The organism is Mesorhizobium huakuii, from assembly GCF_030160235.1.
GTDB classification, from domain to species: domain Bacteria; phylum Pseudomonadota; class Alphaproteobacteria; order Rhizobiales; family Rhizobiaceae; genus Mesorhizobium; species Mesorhizobium huakuii.
Genome location: NZ_BSNY01000037.1, coordinates 134593 through 152996, shown reverse-complemented (window position 1 = coordinate 152996; position 18404 = coordinate 134593). Strand labels below are relative to the sequence as shown.

The 18404-nt window shown below is 62.2% G+C and carries 14 protein-coding genes; 5 read left to right on the top strand and 9 right to left on the bottom strand.

The features are described 5' to 3' along the window. The first annotated feature begins 239 nt into the window (after nt 1-239). Together QQK95_RS20315 and glf are read left to right on the top strand one after the other, a co-directional pair. On the top strand, nt 240-1145 hold the full coding sequence (locus QQK95_RS20315; RefSeq protein WP_284275972.1) for a hypothetical protein: 906 nt from the start codon (nt 240-242) through the stop codon (nt 1143-1145). Nucleotides 1146-1162: 17 nt separating this feature from the next. Further along, nucleotides 1163-2347: a UDP-galactopyranose mutase gene (glf, locus tag QQK95_RS20310; RefSeq protein WP_284275970.1), complete on the top strand. Its 1185-nt coding sequence runs from the start codon at nt 1163-1165 to the stop codon at nt 2345-2347. Nucleotides 2348-2382: 35 nt separating this feature from the next. Here glf and QQK95_RS20305 read toward each other — a convergent pair whose 3' ends face one another. Together QQK95_RS20305 and QQK95_RS20300 are read right to left on the bottom strand one after the other, a co-directional pair. After that, nucleotides 2383-3354, bottom strand: coding sequence for an NAD-dependent epimerase/dehydratase family protein (locus tag QQK95_RS20305; RefSeq protein WP_284275968.1), 972 nt, complete (start codon nt 3352-3354; stop codon nt 2383-2385). 226 nt (nt 3355-3580) lie between these two features. Continuing rightward, the gene (locus QQK95_RS20300; RefSeq protein ID WP_284275967.1) at nt 3581-3898 is read right to left on the bottom strand and encodes a hypothetical protein; all 318 of its coding nucleotides are present in this window, start codon (nt 3896-3898) and stop codon (nt 3581-3583) included. A gap of 215 nt (nt 3899-4113) precedes the next feature. Between QQK95_RS20300 and QQK95_RS20295 the strand changes: the two genes are divergently transcribed. Then, nucleotides 4114-4887: an NAD kinase gene (locus tag QQK95_RS20295; RefSeq protein WP_284275965.1), complete on the top strand. Its 774-nt coding sequence runs from the start codon at nt 4114-4116 to the stop codon at nt 4885-4887. 192 nt (nt 4888-5079) lie between these two features. Further along, a complete protein-coding gene (locus QQK95_RS20290; RefSeq protein ID WP_284275963.1) occupies nt 5080-6669 on the top strand; it encodes a DEAD/DEAH box helicase in 1590 nt (529 codons plus the stop codon). Between the two features lie 152 nt (nt 6670-6821). Here QQK95_RS20290 and QQK95_RS20285 read toward each other — a convergent pair whose 3' ends face one another. From QQK95_RS20285 to QQK95_RS20255, 7 genes are all read right to left on the bottom strand, one after another. Next, nucleotides 6822-7430, bottom strand: coding sequence for a hypothetical protein (locus QQK95_RS20285; protein ID WP_284275960.1), 609 nt, complete (start codon nt 7428-7430; stop codon nt 6822-6824). Nucleotides 7431-7671: 241 nt separating this feature from the next. Then, nucleotides 7672-8322: an OmpA family protein gene (locus tag QQK95_RS20280; protein WP_284275959.1), complete on the bottom strand. Its 651-nt coding sequence runs from the start codon at nt 8320-8322 to the stop codon at nt 7672-7674. A 126-nt stretch (nt 8323-8448) separates the two neighbouring features. Continuing rightward, entirely contained in the window at nt 8449-8817 is a 369-nt protein-coding gene (locus tag QQK95_RS20275) for a GFA family protein (protein ID WP_284276000.1), read from the bottom strand. A gap of 108 nt (nt 8818-8925) precedes the next feature. Then, nucleotides 8926-9303: a hypothetical protein gene (locus QQK95_RS20270; RefSeq protein WP_284275957.1), complete on the bottom strand. Its 378-nt coding sequence runs from the start codon at nt 9301-9303 to the stop codon at nt 8926-8928. A gap of 300 nt (nt 9304-9603) precedes the next feature. Then, nucleotides 9604-10735 (bottom strand): peptide chain release factor 2 gene (prfB, locus tag QQK95_RS20265; RefSeq protein ID WP_135903903.1). Its coding sequence is split into 2 segments (ribosomal slippage): nt 9604-10668 and nt 10670-10735, totalling 1131 coding nucleotides; the frame shifts between segments, so codons are not numbered across the junction. Nucleotides 10736-10860: 125 nt separating this feature from the next. Then, the gene (locus QQK95_RS20260; RefSeq protein WP_284275953.1) at nt 10861-13317 is read right to left on the bottom strand and encodes a penicillin-binding protein 1A; all 2457 of its coding nucleotides are present in this window, start codon (nt 13315-13317) and stop codon (nt 10861-10863) included. A 213-nt stretch (nt 13318-13530) separates the two neighbouring features. Next, a complete protein-coding gene (locus tag QQK95_RS20255) occupies nt 13531-14793 on the bottom strand; it encodes an N-acetylmuramoyl-L-alanine amidase (RefSeq protein WP_284275951.1) in 1263 nt (420 codons plus the stop codon). Between the two features lie 649 nt (nt 14794-15442). Here QQK95_RS20255 and QQK95_RS20250 point away from each other — a divergent pair. Further along, nucleotides 15443-18397: an Rne/Rng family ribonuclease gene (locus tag QQK95_RS20250; protein ID WP_284275949.1), complete on the top strand. Its 2955-nt coding sequence runs from the start codon at nt 15443-15445 to the stop codon at nt 18395-18397. Nucleotides 18398-18404: the final 7 nt, after the last annotated feature.

Below are 18404 nucleotides of genomic sequence, written 5' to 3'. Positions count from 1 at the left end.
TCTTGATCATCAGCCGTCATCGTGATGACAGTACAATAGCTCGTCCCGGCAATAGCCGTTGGCACAACAGGTTTCAAGCGACTCGCCTACGGTTCTAAAAAACAGCAAATCGATATTCGCGGTCTCGTTACACCAGTCATTTTGGCAAGAAACCCCCTTCCCGTTCGGGATGGGCGGCCTTTGCATTCATCTTGCTTTCGTGTAGGGCTCGCCGCATTTTTCAAACCACGGACCGGCGCATGACTGTCGAAAGCAGACCTCCGGCAAGCGCGGCCCATCGCAACCTTGTCATTGTCAGGGCTGGTGACAGCTCTCTTCATCGTGGATGGGGAGCGGACGATCCGGACTGCAAATTCGATTTGATCGTCAGTTACTACGGAACCGATCCGTCGGCATTCCGGCAGTCCTTTGAAAACCGGGTCGACTGCAAGGGCGGCAAATGGGACGGCATCCATGCCGTGCTCAGCCAGCAACCCGAATTGCTGGATCGCTATCAATATATCTGGCTGCCTGACGATGATCTGGAGGCAGACCGAGCGACGATCGAGACCATGTTCGGCAACATGCGCCGGCTCGACCTGCATATCGCACAGCCTGCGCTGACGCTGGACAGCTACTTTAGCCACCTGCCTTTTCTTCGCTGCAAGAGCTTCGAATTTCGCCTCGTCGACACGATCGAAATCATGGCCCCCTGCTTGAGGGCCGACGTTTTGGCCAAGATGCTGCCCTTCTTCAAACACTCCATGAGTGGTTTCGGCATGGACGTTTTATGGACGAGACTTGCCGCGCAAAACCTCGGAACGTCGGCTGTTTTCGACGCCTTGCCTGTCCGTCATACGCGTCCAGTGGGAACTCATCTGGCGACGGCAATGCTCAAGTCCGGTCGAACGGCCGAAGAGGAATACCGCCGGTTGGCGTTGAAGTATCATTTCGGCGAGCTCTTTCCGCTCTCCTACGGGGCCGTCGACCGCAAAGGCAGGCGCTGGCGGTCACGTCCCATGATCGGCCTGCGCATGGTGGCCGACTACTTCTTGGACCGAAAAGAGTTTCGCCAGGCGGACCGATTGAAAGAACTGTTGTGGCGCCTCCTGCGCAGGCAGTATTTCAAGCCGATGGACCTGTCTCAGATTGTACTCGAACCATGAGGACGGCAGATCCGCGAATGGACCAGAACCTGCTCAGAAAAGCCGACATTCTTATCGTCGGCGCCGGCTTTTATGGCGCGACGCTCGCCGAGCGCATCGCCACGCAACTCGGCCGGCGCGTGCTGGTGATCGACCGGCGCCAGCACATCGGCGGCAATGCCTACACCGAACAGGATCCCGCCACCGGTGTCGAGATCCATCGCTACGGGCCGCATCTGTTCCATACATCCAACGAGGAGGTCTGGAACTACCTGCGGACTTTCACCGGTTTTACACCCTATCGCCATCGCGCGTTCTCGACCTATCGCGACAAGGTCTATCCGCTGCCGATCAACCTTGCCACGATCTGCCAGTTCTTCGGCAAACGGTTGAGCCCGGACGAGGCGCGCGGCATGATCACCGGACAGGCAGCGGAGCTCGGCGATCGTCCGCCGGCCAATCTCGAGGAGAAGGCGATCTCCCTCGTCGGCCGCCCCCTCTACGAGGCTTTCATCAAAGGCTACACCGCCAAGCAATGGCAGACGGACCCGCGCGAATTACCGGCGCAGATCATCGCGCGCCTGCCGGTCCGCTACACATTCGACGACGGCTACTTCAACGACCGCTTCCAGGGCCAGCCTGTGGACGGCTATACAGCGATCTTCGAAAAGATGCTCGCGCACGAACTCATCGAAACGCGGCTTGGCGTCGACTTCTTCGATATCAAACCCTTGCTGCCGAAAGATCTGCCGGTCGTCTACACCGGTCCCATCGACCGCTATTTCGACTATAGCGAAGGCGAACTCGGCTGGCGGACCATCGATATCGATCTCGAGGTCATGGACACGCCGGATCATCAGGGTACGGCGATCATGAACTATGCCGACGAAACCGTGCCCTACACCCGCGTGGTCGAATTCCGGCATTTCAATCCGGAACGCCAGCACAAGAGCGACAAGACACTCATCGGCCGCGAGTATTCCCGTTTTGCCGGCCGCACCGACGAGCCCTACTATCCGATCGACACACGCCGGGATCAGGCGGTTTATCGCCGCTATCTCGAACGGGCGGCCGCCGAGCAAAACCTGCATCTGGGCGGACGGTTGGGCACCTACCGGTATCTCGACATGCACCAGGCGATCGGCGCGGCCTTGAAGGCCTTCGAAACAGTGCTCGCGCCCTATTTCGCGGGCGAACTCGATTCTGTTTCACGGTCGCCATGACGGGTCGGGCCTGAAGCCTTAAGAAGGTCCGGCTCTCAGGCGGTTGCCGCCAATCTGCCGTCAGTCACGATCTGCTGGCGGAACCATTCGAAGGTGCGCCGGATGCCTTCCTGGTAGCTCGTCTTTGCCTCCCATCCAGGAAGAACCTGCCTCGCCAAGGTCAGATCCGGACACCGGTTCGTCGGATCCTGCGGGACAGGCGCATGGTGTTCGATGCGGCTGCCTGGCACAAGCGAACTGACGAATTTCGCGGTATCGAGAACCGAGACCTCGTGATTGTTGCCGATATTCAAGGGGCCTCGGTGCGAGATGCTGTCGCGCCAGAAAAATCGCTCCAAGCCATCGACGATATCATCGACGTAGCCCCAGCTGCGCGATTGGGAGCCGTCGCCATAAACGGTCAGGACTCCCGTGGTCAGGGCCTGGCTGACAAAATTCGAAACGGCGCGGCCGTCATCGATGCGCGTTCGCGGCCCATAGGCGTTGAACAGCCTGACGACTCGCACATCGAGCCCGCTGACGCGTTGCTCTTCGAACAGCAGCGCCTCGGTGCAGCGTTTGCTCTCGTCATAGGACGCCCGTGGCCCGGTGCAGTCCACCGATCCCCGGTAGCTCTCCGGTTGCGGCGACACCAGAGGATCGCCATAGACTTCCGAGGTCGAGGCGAAGCAGAAGCGACCACCGGGCCTGAGCAGCGACAGAAGATTGAGCGCGCCGCCTATGTTGGCCCTGATCGTGCGCGCCGGCTCACGCATGTACCATATGGGCGAAGCCGGTGACGCCAGATGGATGATCTCGTCGAAATGCTGGGTGGTCGTGAAGCTTTCGGCATCGGCGATCCGCAGGCTGAACCGCGGGTCCGAGACATGGGCAATGTTGTCGCGCAATCCGGTCCACAGATTGTCGATGACGACCAGCGTTTCCAGATCGTCACGCCGCAGCAGACGATCGACAAGATGCGAGCCAAGAAAGCCGCAGCCACCAGAAACCAACACGTTGCGCGGCATGCGCACTCCCCTTCAGAAAACACGGCCGGTCAACGCGCCGCAACGCTTGTTCCCCGGAAAGATGGGAACTGGGTCCTATCCGGATCCGGCAGCCTTCTAGCAGTGTTTTCGTCGATGCCGCAATCGCAACGATCAAACTGCTCCAGCTCGGTCGCCCAAACGTGAAACTGTCGCTCGCGATAGGCCGAGGTGGGCATCCACGGACGGGCAAGCGTATCCTGGCGACCTACAGTGCCCGTTGCGGGCAAGGCATTCCGGTGGCATCGCCGCAGCGCGACGCTGTCGGCAGCGGTCTCATGCTCATGCTTTCCGACTGGCGCACAAGCTCGGCGAAGACCAGCGCGAAGCTACCCAGCATGACAAAGACGATGATCAGGCGTGCTACCGGCAATATGTCGGCCTCGTCTGGTTGGTGCGTGCCCCGGACATCAGGATTTTCCCGGAGATCATGCGCACAAATCAAAAGTGCCGCAGCGTCCTTTTGGCATCCCAAAAGATGCAGCAATGCTACGGGCGCCCCCACGCCATTCATGCCGGCTAACATGATCGATGCGCCTTTACGAGACTTTAAGCCCCGCCTTAACCATCACATTCGCGCGTGCCCTGTCATGAAGCGCGATCCGCAGATCCGCACGATGCTGTCGCGGCCTGCTTTGTGCGCCGCCGCAACGGCTCTCTTTGCAGACCTGCCCACCCCGTGCTACCCCGGCGCGGGCGCGGCCAGACCTGCCGCCGCCAATCGGTCGCGATCGGGGAGCCATGAGCACAGCCGCCAACAGCATCGCCTTCGTCTCGTCCGACACAGCAGACGCCAAGGCGGCGCTGGAAAGTCTGTCGGCGCGCTACGGCCAGTGTTCGATCGCGGAGGCCGCGGTTGTCGTGGCCCTGGGCGGCGACGGCTTCCTGCTGCAGACCTTGCGCGACACGATGGGAACGGGAAAAAAGGTCTACGGCATGAACCGTGGCACCATCGGGTTCCTGATGAACGAATACCGTTCCGGAGGTCTCACCGAGCGGATCGCGGCGGCGGTCGCCGAAACAATCCGGCCGCTCGAAATGCTGGCCGTCACCTCGGAAGGCGAAACCGTGTCGGCGCTGGCGATCAACGAGGTCGCGCTGTGGCGCCAGTCCTACCAGACGGCCAAGATCCGCATCAGCGTCGATGACCAGATACGGCTCGAGGAACTCAGCTGCGACGGCGTCATGATCGCGACGCCAGCCGGATCCACCGCCTACAATCTTTCCGCGCATGGCCCGATCCTGCCGCTCGACGCGCCGCTTCTGGCACTGACGCCGGTCAGCCCGTTTCGCCCGCGCCGCTGGCGTGGCGCATTGCTTTCCAACAAGGCGACCGTGCGCTTCGACATTCTGGAGCCGGAAAAGCGGCCGGTGAACGCCGCCGCGGACCATACGGAGGTCAAGGCTGTGACCTCGGTAACGGTGCGGGAATCGCCCGCTGCGACGGCAACCTTGCTGTTCGATCCCAATCACTCCTGGAACGAGCGAATCCTGGCTGAGCAGTTCCGTTACTGAGCCGACACACAGACAAGCGGCCGGATTAAGCATCGCGATTAAGGTTACAGCTTCACAATCGCGCCAATCCCGCCCGTTTCTGTTGACAAATCGCGGACTTGCGCCTAATCGCAATGCCAATCTTGCAAGCGCGTGGCGCTTGCCGCGACGAATAACGTTGCGCCTCCCCGAACCAGCCAAAGACAACAACACTTGTCCTCAGACACCACGATCGCTCAAGAAGCGTTGACCTTTTCAGACCTCGGCCTGTCGCCGAAGGTGCTTTCCGCAGTTACCGATGCCGGCTACACGCAGCCGACACCGATCCAGGCCGGTGCTATCCCGCACGCCTTGCTCGGCAAGGACGTGCTGGGCATAGCCCAGACCGGCACCGGCAAGACAGCCTCCTTCGTGCTGCCGATGCTGACCCGGCTGGAAAAGGGCCGCGCCCGCGCCCGAATGCCGCGCACGCTGATTCTCGAACCGACGCGTGAGCTTGCCGCGCAGGTCGAGGAAAACTTCGTCAAATACGGCAAGAACCACAAGCTCAACATCGCGCTTCTGATCGGCGGCGTGTCGTTCGACGAGCAGGACAAGAAGCTGGAGCGTGGCGCCGACGTGCTGATCGCGACGCCTGGCCGTCTGCTCGACCATCGCGAGCGCGGCAAGCTTCTGCTCAACGGCGTCGAGATCCTCGTCATCGACGAGGCCGACCGGATGCTCGACATGGGCTTCATTCCCGATATCGAGCGCATCTGCGAGATGATCCCGTTCACCCGGCAGACGCTGTTCTTCTCGGCGACCATGCCGCCGGAAATCACCAAGCTGACGGAAAAGTTCCTGCACGCGCCGGTGCGCGTCGAAGTTTCGAAGGCCGCGTCGGCCGCCACCAACATCATCCAGCGGCTGGTCAAATCCGGCTCGAAGCCCTGGGACAAGCGCGAGACGTTGCGCAACCTCATCAAGGCCGAAGACGCCGAGTTGAAGAACGCCATCATCTTCTGCAACCGCAAGGTCGAAGTGTCGGAGCTGTTCCGCTCGCTGCTGAAATATGATTTCGATGCCGGCGCCCTGCATGGCGACATGGACCAGCGCGCCCGCATGCAGATGCTGGCCAATTTCCGCGACGGCAAGCTTCGCTACCTCGTGGCTTCGGACGTTGCCGCGCGCGGCCTCGACATCCCCGATGTCAGCCACGTCTTCAACTATGACGTGCCGATCCATGCCGAGGATTATGTCCACCGCATCGGCCGCACCGGGCGCGCCGGCCGCTCCGGCAAGTCCTTCACGATCGCGACCAAGTCCGACACCAAATATGTCGACGCCATAGAACGGCTGATCGGGACCAAGATCGAGTGGCACGACGGCGACCTGTCGACCGTGGTCGCCAGCGAGGGCGAGGACGATGCTCCGCGCCGGGGCAAAGGCGCACCGCGTCGCGCCGGCCGCAAGGACGACGATCGCAAGGACAGGGGCGAGCGCAAGAAGGGTGGCGAACGCCGTGCCAGACACGGCGAGGAAGACGCCTCGAGCGTGGTCGCACAGCAAGAACAGCCCGATGTGGCTGAGACGGCCGTCGCCGATATCAGCGAGCGGCGCGCGCGCAAGGAGGCGATCCGTTCGGAAAACACCGAACGCAAATCCTCCGATCGCAACGAACAGCGCGCACCGGAACGGGGTGACACCAGGCCGCAGCGCGACAACAGCCGCCCTCCCCGCCATCGCCACCAGGAAGACAACGACACCACCGTTGGCTTCGGCGATGACATGCCGGCCTTCATGCGCATCGTCGCCAAGGTCTGATCCCGAACTCAGGCAAGCCAGCCGGCTTGCCCTCCGGCAAGCGTCTCAAGCGCGTCGCATTCCAACGGATTTAGGCGACGCGCCTTACTCCTGTCCCACGCATGTCGCGCACCAGAAGCTGGAGCTCCTCTTGGGCGACATGCATTGGGCCGCTACATTGGCCCAGGCATCATCTTGGTCGGCTTCTCCAGCATCGGGAACTCGGCCTTGCTGCATTTCACGTTCGGGTTCGTCGGACTGAACATGCCATTGGGATTGTCCCTGAACAGCCAGGCGTGAAGATCGTAGTGGACGAACTCCCTCGGAATGAGCGGATAGTGTCCCTCCATCGGCCCCATGAATTTCTGGCCAAACAGCGTGGGGACTTCCTTGACGTTCGGTGTCAATGGCACCAGCCATTCCACGCCGACCAACTTCAGGCCTTTCTTCGTCGGCTCGTAGATCAGGACGTTGGGCTTCATCGGATCGAGCTTCTGGCCGACGCTTGGGACGTTGACGAAATGGACGCCCATGGCGCCTTTCGGGTAATCCATCGAGCCCGGTATCTTTTCTCCACTGTAGAAGACGCAGCCGACTGTCGACAGATAGAGATCGCGGACCGCGGCCGTGTAGTCCTCATATTTGGCGAGCGACTTTTTCAAGGCCTCGATGTCGGCCTTGTTGGCGTCCTCGGCCTGAGCCGTTGCGAGCCCCAACCACACACCCGCAATACTAGTCAAAGCAAGGACGCCGCAGCGCCCGAGGCAGGCTGTTCTTGTCATGCATTCCTCCCAGATATTTCATCTGGCCGTGCAAGACCGAGGCGGGAAAATGTTAATTGCGCGGCCAGTTGTACCGCCTCATCCCCTACAGCGATGATGCTATTCCTTTCCGTGACTGTAGGAAAGATGTTATTTAGCTATTGCTAATTCTCAGGCGCGACAGCTGAAGAGCACCGGTGGCCGCTCAAGCAAAAACGGCCCCGCATGGGGCCGTTTTCACATTCGTCTGCCAAACCGATCATCAGGTGAGCGGCGACAACTGGATCTCGACGCGACGGTTCTGCTCGCGGCCGGCAGCCGTCGCATTGGATGCGATCGGCCGCGTCTTGCCGAAGCCGGTGACGGCGAAGCGGCGCTGATCGACGCCCTGACCGGACAGATAGTTGGCAACCGCCAGCGCGCGGCGCTGCGACAGATCGAAATTGTGCTGGTCGCCGCCGGTCGAATCGGTATGACCGAAAACATCGACCGTGGTCTGCTTGAATTTCTTCAGCACCAGCGCGACCGAGTTCAGCACCGGATAGAAGCCTGGCTTCACCGCGTCCTGATCGACATTGAAGGTGATGTCCGACGGCATGTTGAGGATGATCTGATCGCCGCTGCGGGTGACGCTGACACCGGTGCCCTCGAGCTGGCGGCGCAGTTCAGCCTCGTTCTGATCCATGGTAGCGCCGATGGCGCCGCCGGCCAGCGCACCGATGCCGGCGCCGATCAGCGCGTTGCGGCGGTCATTGCCGCCCGCAAGCAGTCCAAGGCTGGCACCTGCCAGGGCGCCGAGACCAGCACCCGCGGCCGTGTTGGAAATCTTCTGGTCTCCCGTATACGGATCGGTGGTGGTGCAGGCGCTCACGAGCAAAGCCGTCGCCACGACGGCGAGCACGGTCTTCTTCATAGATGGTCCCTCTCCAAGTCGCGCCTTTTCGACGGCGCCAAATCAGCCCTTCCCGCGACTTGTACCATGAATTGCGGCGAAAAGCGGAACGGGAAAAGCGCCCGCCACGGCTTTTCCCGGGATCAGTTACCAGAGATTCTTGCCGTCAATGACCACCACTTCCACCCTATCGAGATCGAAGTCGTCGAACAGCCGCGAGTTGACGCTGATCTTCGGATTGTCGAAATCCGGTTTCCCGGTCGACCAATCCGGCGTCTCGGTGAACGTGCCGCAGCCGCAGTTGGCGCAGAAACCGTGTTTCACGGTTTTCGAGCCCCACTCATAGAAGGAGACGTTTTTCAGTGGCGTGATGAGCTTGAACTGCGACGGGGTATAATAGGCCCAGAGCGAGCCGCGTTTCGAGCAGAACGAACAGGTGCATTGCGTCACCGTTTCCGGTGCCTCTGAAACCTCGAATGTCGTCGCCTTGCAGTGGCAGCTTCCCTTGATGGTCATCAACATCACCTCTCCAATGTCCGCCGCCCACGCGGCAGGGCACCATAAAGAAGCGGCCCTGACAACCGCCTGTCAGCAGGCTCTACCCCCGAACGGCAGGCGGCGAACTCAGTAGGACGATGGCGGCACGAACAGGCAAATGGTCTTGCCGGCATCGAGCCCGGCCTCATGCGCGCACCAATGGTATTCGCCATCAGGCGAATCCTTGATGCGCCTGTCGCTGTAGGCCAGCACCTCCCCGGTGTCCTTGATGACATAGCCTTCCGGACGCTCGCTGATCGAGGTCTGCGACACCTCGTGGCAGTCGTAGTTCGCGCAGCATGCGAACGGATAACTCCAGCCCTGCGGCTTGGCCGCGGTCGGCTTGGCGTCATGCGCCAAGGCCGGCACCGATAGAAGCGCGATCACACACGCCGCGCAAAGGGGAGTGACAAGCTGGCCAACCGATGGAACGGCGATGGCCGATCTGGAATTGGCGGCAAACATGGGAACGTTCCTTTCAAACGAGGTTCAAGCGTTTCGCCTGCCCGTTCCCGGAACGTGTCTTCCCAGCGGCCAATCGTCAGCAGATATGCCGCGACCGGCCATAAATGCTTTTGTCTCCTCCTGCCGCAAATGGTGAGCCGAAATGTGAGTCGGCGCAAGAAATTGCTGCGTGGGACCGCGCCCGTTGCAGGGTCGCCCAAGGCAGCAAAACTTGCCCTTCATGACCACGGCAGGTCGTCGTAAGTGATAGGCCCGCTTGGTCAAGTGAGAGCGGGCGCAATGGTCTGGTGGCGGACGGTGCTAGTCCAGATCCGCCACGGCCTCGCCCGCGCCACCTTCGATGCGTTGCGACAGCGAGGCTTCCATGAAATCGTCCAGGTCGCCATCGAGCACGCTCGACGGGCTGGTGCTTTCGACGCCGGTGCGCAGATCCTTGACCAGCTGGTAGGGCTGCAGCACGTAGGAACGGATCTGGTGGCCCCAGCCGATGTCGCTCTTCGACGCCTCGGTGGCGTTGGCAACGGCTTCGCGCTTCTTCAACTCTTCCTCGTAGAGGCGCGAGCGCAGCATTTCCCAGGCCTTGGCCTTGTTCTTGTGCTGTGAACGCTCGGCCTGGCAAGCAACCGCGATGCCCGTGGCGATATGAGTGATGCGTACGGCCGAATCCGTCGTGTTGACGTGCTGGCCACCCGAACCGGACGAGCGATAGGTGTCGATGCGCACATCCGATTCCGAAACATCGATCTCGATCCTGTCATCGACGACTGGATAGACCCAGATGCTGGAGAAGGACGTATGGCGACGCGCATTGCTGTCATAGGGCGAAATGCGCACCAGGCGGTGGACGCCCGATTCCGTCTTCAGCCAGCCATAGGCATTGTGGCCCTTGATCAGCAGCGTCGCGGACTTGATGCCGGCCTCTTCGCCGTCATGCACTTCCAGCACCTCGACCTTGAAGCGGCGGCGTTCGGCCCAGCGCGTGTACATGCGCAAAAGCATCGAGGCCCAGTCCTGGCTTTCGGTGCCGCCGGCGCCGGCATGGATTTCGAGATAGGTGTCATTGGCGTCGGCTTCACCCGACAGCAGTGTCTCGACCTGGCGGGCTTTGGCCTCGCCCTGCATCGAGCGGATTGCCGCCTCGGCCTCGGCGATGACGCCCTCGTCGCCCTCTTCCTCGCCCAGCTCGATCAGGCCGATATTGTCTTCCAGCGCCTGGGTCAGGCCCTTGACCGCCGCGATGCCCTCCTCGAGGCCCTGGCGCTCGCGCATCAGCTTTTGCGCTTCCAGCGGTTCGTTCCAGAGGCTGGCGTCTTCGGCCCGGACATTCAGGTATTCAAGCCGCTTTATGGCCTGATCCCAGTCAAAGATGCCTCCTCAGCAGGGTTATCGCCTGCCTGATCTCGTCGACAATATTCTGCGTTTCCGCGCGCATGGCCTGGTATTTTGTCCTGTTGCTGAAGTGACACTTCGGTCGGCGCGATACATAGGGACGGCGCCGTCATGTGTAAAGCGAAATGGGCCGGCCCAGGCCAGCCCAGCAATCCGCATCCGGACCCGTCAGTAGAGCCCGCCGCCGCCGTCCTGGATGGCCTGGTTCGCCTGCGGCGACAGTGCGCCGCCCGACGCGTTGGAGCCGTCGGCGCCCATGCCGATCACCCAATAGCTGTCGGCGGGACCGGTGCCCGGCTTGAAGGCCTCGATGATGGTGCCCGGATCGCCCGACGCGGCACGCATGCCGGTCTTGCGATTGATGGCGATCAGGTTCATGCCGTCCGGAACCTTGAAGTCGACATTGGGCGTGCCGTCCAGCGCCACGCGCATGAAATCCTTGAAGATCGGGGCGGCGAGACCGCCACCGGTGGCGCCATGGCCAAGGCCGCGCGGCGTGTCGTAGCCCATGTAGAGGCCGACCACGAGGTTCGGTGTGTAACCGATGAACCAGGCGTCCTTTTCGTCGTTGGTGGTGCCGGTCTTACCGGCGATGTGGCGGCCGAGTTCGCCGATGGTGGCGCCGGTACCGCGCTGGACCACCCCTTCCATCATCGAGGTGATCTGGTAGGCGGTCATCGGATCGAGCACCTGCTCGGAATTGTCGACCAGTTCCGGCTCCGGCTGGTTCTTCCACTCAGGTGCGTTGCAGCCTTCGCAGCCGCGCTCATCCTGCTTGAACACGGTCTTGCCGTAACGGTCCTGGATGCGGTCGATCAGCGACGGCTTGATCGACTTGCCGCCATTGGCCATGATCGAATAGGCCGAAACCATGCGCATGACGGTCGTCTCGCCGGAGCCCAGCGCCATCGGCAGATATGGCGCCAGGTGGTCATAGACGCCGAAGCGCTCGGCATATTCGACAACCAGCTTCATGCCCATGTCGTTGGCAAGCCGCACCGTCATCAAATTGCGCGACTTCTCAATACCGGAGCGAAGGGTTGCCGGTCCGGCGACGGTGCCGTCATAGTTCTTCGGCGTCCAGGTCGTGTTGCCGCTCTGAATGGTGATCGGTCCGTCCATGATCACCGAGGCCGGCGTATAGCCATTGTCGAGCGCCGCCGAATAGACGATCGGCTTGAACGAGGAGCCCGGCTGGCGCATCGCCTGGGTGGCGCGGTTGAATTCGGACTGGGCGTAGGAGAAGCCGCCGACCATGGCCAGCACGCGGCCGGTGTGCGGATCCATGGCGATCAGGCCGCCTTCCACCTCGGGAACCTGGCGCAGGCTGTAGGTGTTGTCGGAGCCCTCATTCTTCTGCACGAAGATGACGTCGCCGGGCTTGAGCACATCGGCCGGCGACTTGGCCTTGACCGTCTTGCCGTCGACCAGATGGCGCATGGCAAAACCCATGTCATCCTTGCTGACGGTGCCTTCGACGCGTTCCTTGACGATGTCGCCCGATGCCTGGCGGGCGGGCTGCAGGCCTATCGAGAGACCGGATGCCGAGGAATCGAGCACGACGGCCAGCGACCATTCGGGAACGTCTTCCAGTCCCTTGACGGCGCCCAACGGGACGCCCCAGTCACCGGACACGTCGATTGACGTTACCGGCCCGCGATAGCCGCGCAGCGTATCGTATTTGATCAAGCCGTTCTGCATCGCCTTGCGGGCGATGAGCTGGACCTTCGGATCAAGCGTGGTGCGGACGGACAGTCCGCCTTCGTAGAGCGCGTTCTCGCCGTAACGGGAGATGATCTGGCGGCGCACTTCCTCGGTGAAGTATTCACCGGCGAACAGATAGGTGCCGGTACGGCGCGGCGTCACGCCGAGCGGCTCGGCCTTGGCCTTGTTGCCTTCCTCACGCGTGACGTAGCCATTCTCGACCATCTGGTCGATGACCCAGTTGCGGCGCTCGATCGCGCGATCGGCATGCTTGAAAGGATGGTAGTTGTTTGGGCCTTTCGGCAGCGAAGCCAGGTAGGCGGCCTCGGCCACGGTCAACTCGTTCACCGATTTGTCGAAGTAGGTGAGCGCCGCGCCGGCGACACCGTAGGCGCCGAAACCGAAGAAGATTTCGTTGAGATAGAGTTCAAGGATACGATCCTTGGGATAGGCCTGCTCGATGCGGAAGGCCAGGATCATTTCCTTGATCTTGCGCTCGTAGGTCTGGTCCGCGGTCAACAGGAAGTTCTTGGCTACCTGCTGGGTGATCGTCGAGGCGCCGACCTGGCGCCTGCCCGAGCCGAAATTCTGCAGGTTGACGATGATGGCGCGGCCAAGGCCGGTCACGTCGATGCCGGGGTGGTTGTAGAAGTTCTTGTCTTCCGCCGACAGGAAGGCCGCCTTGACGCGATCCGGGATAGCCTGGATCGGCAGATACAGGCGCCGCTCGCGCGCATATTCGGCCATCAGCGAGCCGTCCGAGGCGTGGATGCGGGTGGTCACCGGCGGCTCGTATTTGGCCAGCACCTCGTAGTCAGGCAGATCCTTCGACAGATGGCCGATGTAAATGGCAACGCCCGCCGCGACCAGAAGGGCCAGCGTCGTGCCGATGCCGAAGAAATAGCCAATGAGACGAATCATACCCGCTCCAGTCCTTGGTTCGGGAATTTCCTAAACGAAGCCGCCTTCCACGCAAGCTTTCGAGCCGGTCCCAATCCGTATTCGAAAACCCATGTCGCCACCATGTGGACAAAATACGGCAAGGCCTCATTTCGTGACCGCGCGCCGAAAATAAAGGCACCGGGTGTTGTCATCCAGCAACGCCGCTTCTGGTTGCAGGCGCCGCAAGGCACGTCAACCTCCGGTTCCCGCCCCGGCCCGGGCGGAAGCGAACAGCGCAACGGCATTGGTGATGCTTTGCGCGGCCTTGCCGCGCCATTCGGCGTCGAGCAACTGCGCCTCGTCCTTGGCATTCGAGAGATAGCCGAGTTCGACCAGCACGGACGGCACGTCCGGTGCCTTCAGCACCTTGAAGCCCGCGGAACGCTGCGGATTGTTGATGAGGCCGACGCTGGTCGAAAGCTGGCCGACCAGTGTGTGGGCGAAACTCATCGAAAATGTGTGCGTCTCGCGGCGGATCAGGTCGATCAGGATATCGGTCACTTCCTTGTTGTCGTCCTTGATGACCATTCCGGCGAACTGATCGGAGAGATTTTCGCGGTCGGCGAGCGCCTGCGCCTCGGGATCCGACGCCTTGTCGGAGACGGTGTAGACGGTGGCGCCGCGGATGCCCTTGACGCTGATCGTGTCGGCATGGATCGAAATCAGCAGATCGGCCTCATGCTGGCGGGCAATGCGCACGCGGTCGTCCAGACGCAGATATTCATCGGTGTCGCGGGTCATGAAGACATCGTATTTGCCGATGGCCGCGAGCTTGTCGCGCAGTTCCGTGGCAAAGGCCAGCGTGACGTTCTTCTCGATCGTGCCGTTCAGACCCTCGGCGCCGCCATCGACGCCGCCATGGCCGGGATCGATGACGACGGTGAAGCGGTGGCCCGGGTTGGAGACCGGCCCGGTGCCAACCCGCCCTCCCTTGTCGGTCGAAACCGTCGAGCCGGTGGTCAGCGCCTGGTTGGCGAGGGCGGTGTCGAACTCCCGTTCGGAGGCCGCCGACATGTCGATGGCAATGCGGTAACCGGTGCCGTCCTCATTCTTGAGCACATCCAGCTTGTCGACGGCGAACGGTCCCTTCCCGGTGAGGATCAGCCGCGAAGCGCCCTCGCCGAGCGCGCCCAGGCGCACGCCCTTGACCAGGCCGCGTGGCTTCAAATCCTTGGCGTCGATGGCCAGCCTGGTATTCGCCAGGTCGATGACCAGACGATTGGGTCCGCGCAGCAGGAACCATTTGATGTCGGGCTCACGATCGAAATCCATGACGATGCGCATCTTGGTGGCATCGCCCGCCATCTTGTAGCCTTTTGCCACCAGCGGCGCGTCGGCGGCATTGGCAACAGAGGAAAAGGCCTGGGAAATCGCCACCAGCAGCAAGAGGCACAAAGCAGCAAGAATCCGGCCGCCAACACGACATCCCTTGTCTGTGAAGTCCGCCAGTCCCATCTCTCTTCCAGTCGCTCCCGGTTTGGCGCCAGGCGCCGTTCGTTTCGTCGAAATGCCGGTTAGGCCGCGAACTCGATTAACGATTGGTATCCAGAGAAGGTTAACCAAGCCTTTTCACGCAAGGTTCGGCCCAAGGCTTACGCTACGGAACTGCTTTTTGCCGGCATCGGAAATCGGGGTTGCCTTCAGACCCGCCAAATCATAAAAGCGATAGTGGATCACTGCAATCCTGGAACCGCCCTCCTCCGCAGCTTCCTGCTACAGGGTCAGATGAAAGGCGGCTCCTTTCGCTTCACGCGAAAAGGCTTCAGGTGATTGCGACGAATTTCGCAGGTGTGCTCCCGTGGCGGGGGAATCACCTGCGTGAGGAAAACGGCCGGGTTTGTTCCCGTGCCGGCTCTGTATGAGCAAACAAGCTGGTCCGGTTTCCGGGCTTTGGTTCAAAAGGTTCTGCTGGTGACGATGGCTTCAAGCGCAATCATGGAAAGGTCCGCATCAAACCGCGCCAGTATGGCAGCGGGCGGCACCGCCATGACACGCAGGCACCGTCCGGCGGACATTCAATTATCCGGCACCCACTCTCCAGACACACAGCAGCGGGCTTTGCCCCGCCAGCTGCGGCTGACGGCTGCCGGGGGGAAACGAAATAATGCCCAACAAAATGCTGATAGACGCCTCCCACCCGGAGGAAACACGCGTTGTCGTCGTACGCGGTAACCGTATCGAAGAATTCGACTTTGAATCCCAGGACAAGAAGCAGCTCAAAGGAAACATCTACCTCGCCCGCGTAACGCGCGTCGAACCCTCCCTTCAGGCAGCCTTTGTCGAATACGGCGGCAACCGTCACGGTTTTCTCGCCTTCAGTGAAATACACCCCGACTACTACCAGATCCCGGTCGCCGACCGTCAGGCACTGCTGCGCGCCGAAGCGCAGGAGGCCGAGGACGAAGAGGACGAGGACGGTGACGGTGATGACCGCCAGAGCCGCGATCGCGGACGGCGCGGACGCCGGCGAGGCGGCAAGAGCCGCGAGCGCGGTGAACACAAGCGCGATGCCGGCGAGGCAGGCGAAGGCTCCGGCGAGCCAGGTGAAGGCAGCGACAGCGGCGACATCGTCGTCGAGGAGATTTCCCACACCTCCGGGATCATCGAACACGCAGCCGACACGTCAGAACATTCAGAGCACTCGGGGCATGCCGATCAATCAGGCCATGATGAAGGTTCCGCCGAGCAGGACGAAACCGAAACCCGCGAGGGCGGCCCGACATCGATCGCTGCCGCGGTCGAAGGTGATGTGATTTCCGAACCCGTCTCGCAGACGGAACAGGCCACTGACGCCACCTCCAGCGACAATGATCGCGGCATGCTGGAGGAAGTACAGTCCTCGCATCCCGATGATCACGAGGTCGAATCGGTCGGCGCCGAGGATGCCCTCGAGGAAGTGCGCAACCGTCGCAAGCCGGTGCGTCGCCAGTACAAGATCCAGGAAGTGATCAAGCGCCGGCAGATCCTGCTGGTGCAGGTCGTCAAGGAAGAGCGCGGCAACAAGGGCGCCGCGCTTACCACCTATCTGTCGCTCGCCGGCCGCTATTCGGTGCTGATGCCGAACACGGCGCGCGGCGGCGGCATTTCGCGCAAGATCACCAGCGCGGTCGACCGCAAGCGCCTGAAGGAAGTCGTTGCCGATCTCGAAGTGCCGCAAGGCATGGGTGTCATCCTGCGCACCGCCGGCGAGAGCCGCACCAAGGCCGAGATCAAGCGCGACTACGAATATCTGATGCGGCTGTGGGAGAACGTGCGCAATCTCACGCTGCAGTCCACCGCCCCTGCCCTCGTCTATGAGGAAGGCAGCCTGATCAAGCGTTCGGTGCGCGACCTCTACAACAAGGATATCGACGAGATCCTTGTCTCCGGCGAGGAAGGCTACCGCGAAGCCAAGGACTTCATGCGCATGCTGATGCCGAGCCACGCCAAGGTGGTTCAGCCGTTCCGCGACACGACGCCGATCTTCGTGCGCAACGGCATCGAGGCGCAGCTCGACCGCATGCTGCAGCCGCAGGTGACGCTGAAGAGCGGCGGCTACATCATCATCAACCAGACCGAGGCGCTGGTCGCCATCGACGTCAATTCGGGCCGTTCCACCAAGGAGCACTCGATCGAGGACACCGCACTCCACACCAATCTGGAAGCGGCCGAAGAAGTTGCCCGTCAGCTCAGGCTTCGCGATCTCGCGGGCCTGATCGTCATCGACTTCATCGATATGGAGGAGAACCGCAACAACCGCTCCGTCGAGAAGCGGCTGAAGGATCACCTCAAGAACGACCGGGCTCGCATCCAGGTCGGCCGCATCTCGCATTTCGGCCTGATGGAGATGTCACGCCAGCGCATCCGCGCCAGCGTGCTGGAATCGACCATGAAGCCCTGCCCGCATTGCGGCGGCACCGGTCATGTCAGGTCCGATTCGTCGGTCGCGCTGATGGTGGTGCGGGCGATCGAGGAATTTCTGCTCAAGGATTCGCGCAGCCACATCACCGTGCGCACGCCGGCCGCGACCGCGCTCTACGTGCTCAACCACAAGCGCGGCACGCTGGTGGAACTGGAAAGCCGCTTCGGCCTGACCATCACAATCGAGGCCGACGATACGGTTGGCGCGCAGCACTATGCGATCTTCCGCGGCGCGCTGGCCGAGAAGCCCGAGGGCTTTGTCGAGGCGCGGAGCCTGCCGGCCTACGTCGAGCCGGAAGAGCCCGAGGACGAGATTGCCGTCGTCGAGGAAGACGATGAGGTCGTGGTCCAGGCCGAGCAGCCACGCCAGCAGCCGCAGCAGAACCAGCAGCCGCGGCCTGCCGGCAGCGAAGAGGGCGAAGGCCGCGACCGCAAACGCCGCAAGCGCCGCAGACGGCGCGGCGGGCGAGATCGCGACCGCGAGCATGGCGCCCCGGCGGACGGCTCTTCCATCTCCACTCCGGCCGGCGATTTCGCCGGCGCGGCAGACGCGGCAGGCGATGACGACGGCGAACAGGACGACGCCGCCCCGATCGCCGCCAGTGCCTCCGACGAGGCGGTGCAGGCTGCGGATGACAGCCAGGGCAAGAAGCGCCGGCGCGGCAAGCGCGGCGGCAAGCGCAATCGTCGCGAAGACGGTGAAGGCGAGACCGAGGCAGGCGCCAATGAGGCGACCGAGGCTTCGGAAACCGATGCTTCCGAGAGCGAGCCCGCCTCTATCGAGCCGGTGGCTGTTGCCGCCGTCACGGAAGAGCCGGTGGCCGCGGTGAGCGAAGAGGTGCCGAGCACCGAGAAGCCCAAGAAGCCGCGTCGCGCAGCCAAGCCGAAGAAGGCAGCCGCCGAAGCCCTCGCCGAAACGACAGTCGTCGAAGCGGCCTCGGAAACGCCGGTCGAAACTCCGGTGGCGGCTGCTGAAGAGACAGCGGCTGCACCCGTCGCGGAAGAGCCCGCAAAGGCCCGGCCGTCACGACGCAAGCCGGCGGCCATCGATGCACCGGTCGTGCCGGTGGTCTCCTCAACCGTCGCCAGCGAGCCGGAGGCCAAGACCGAAGAAAAGCCGAAGCGCGCCGGCTGGTGGCAGCGGAAGGGCTTTTTCTAGGCCTTTG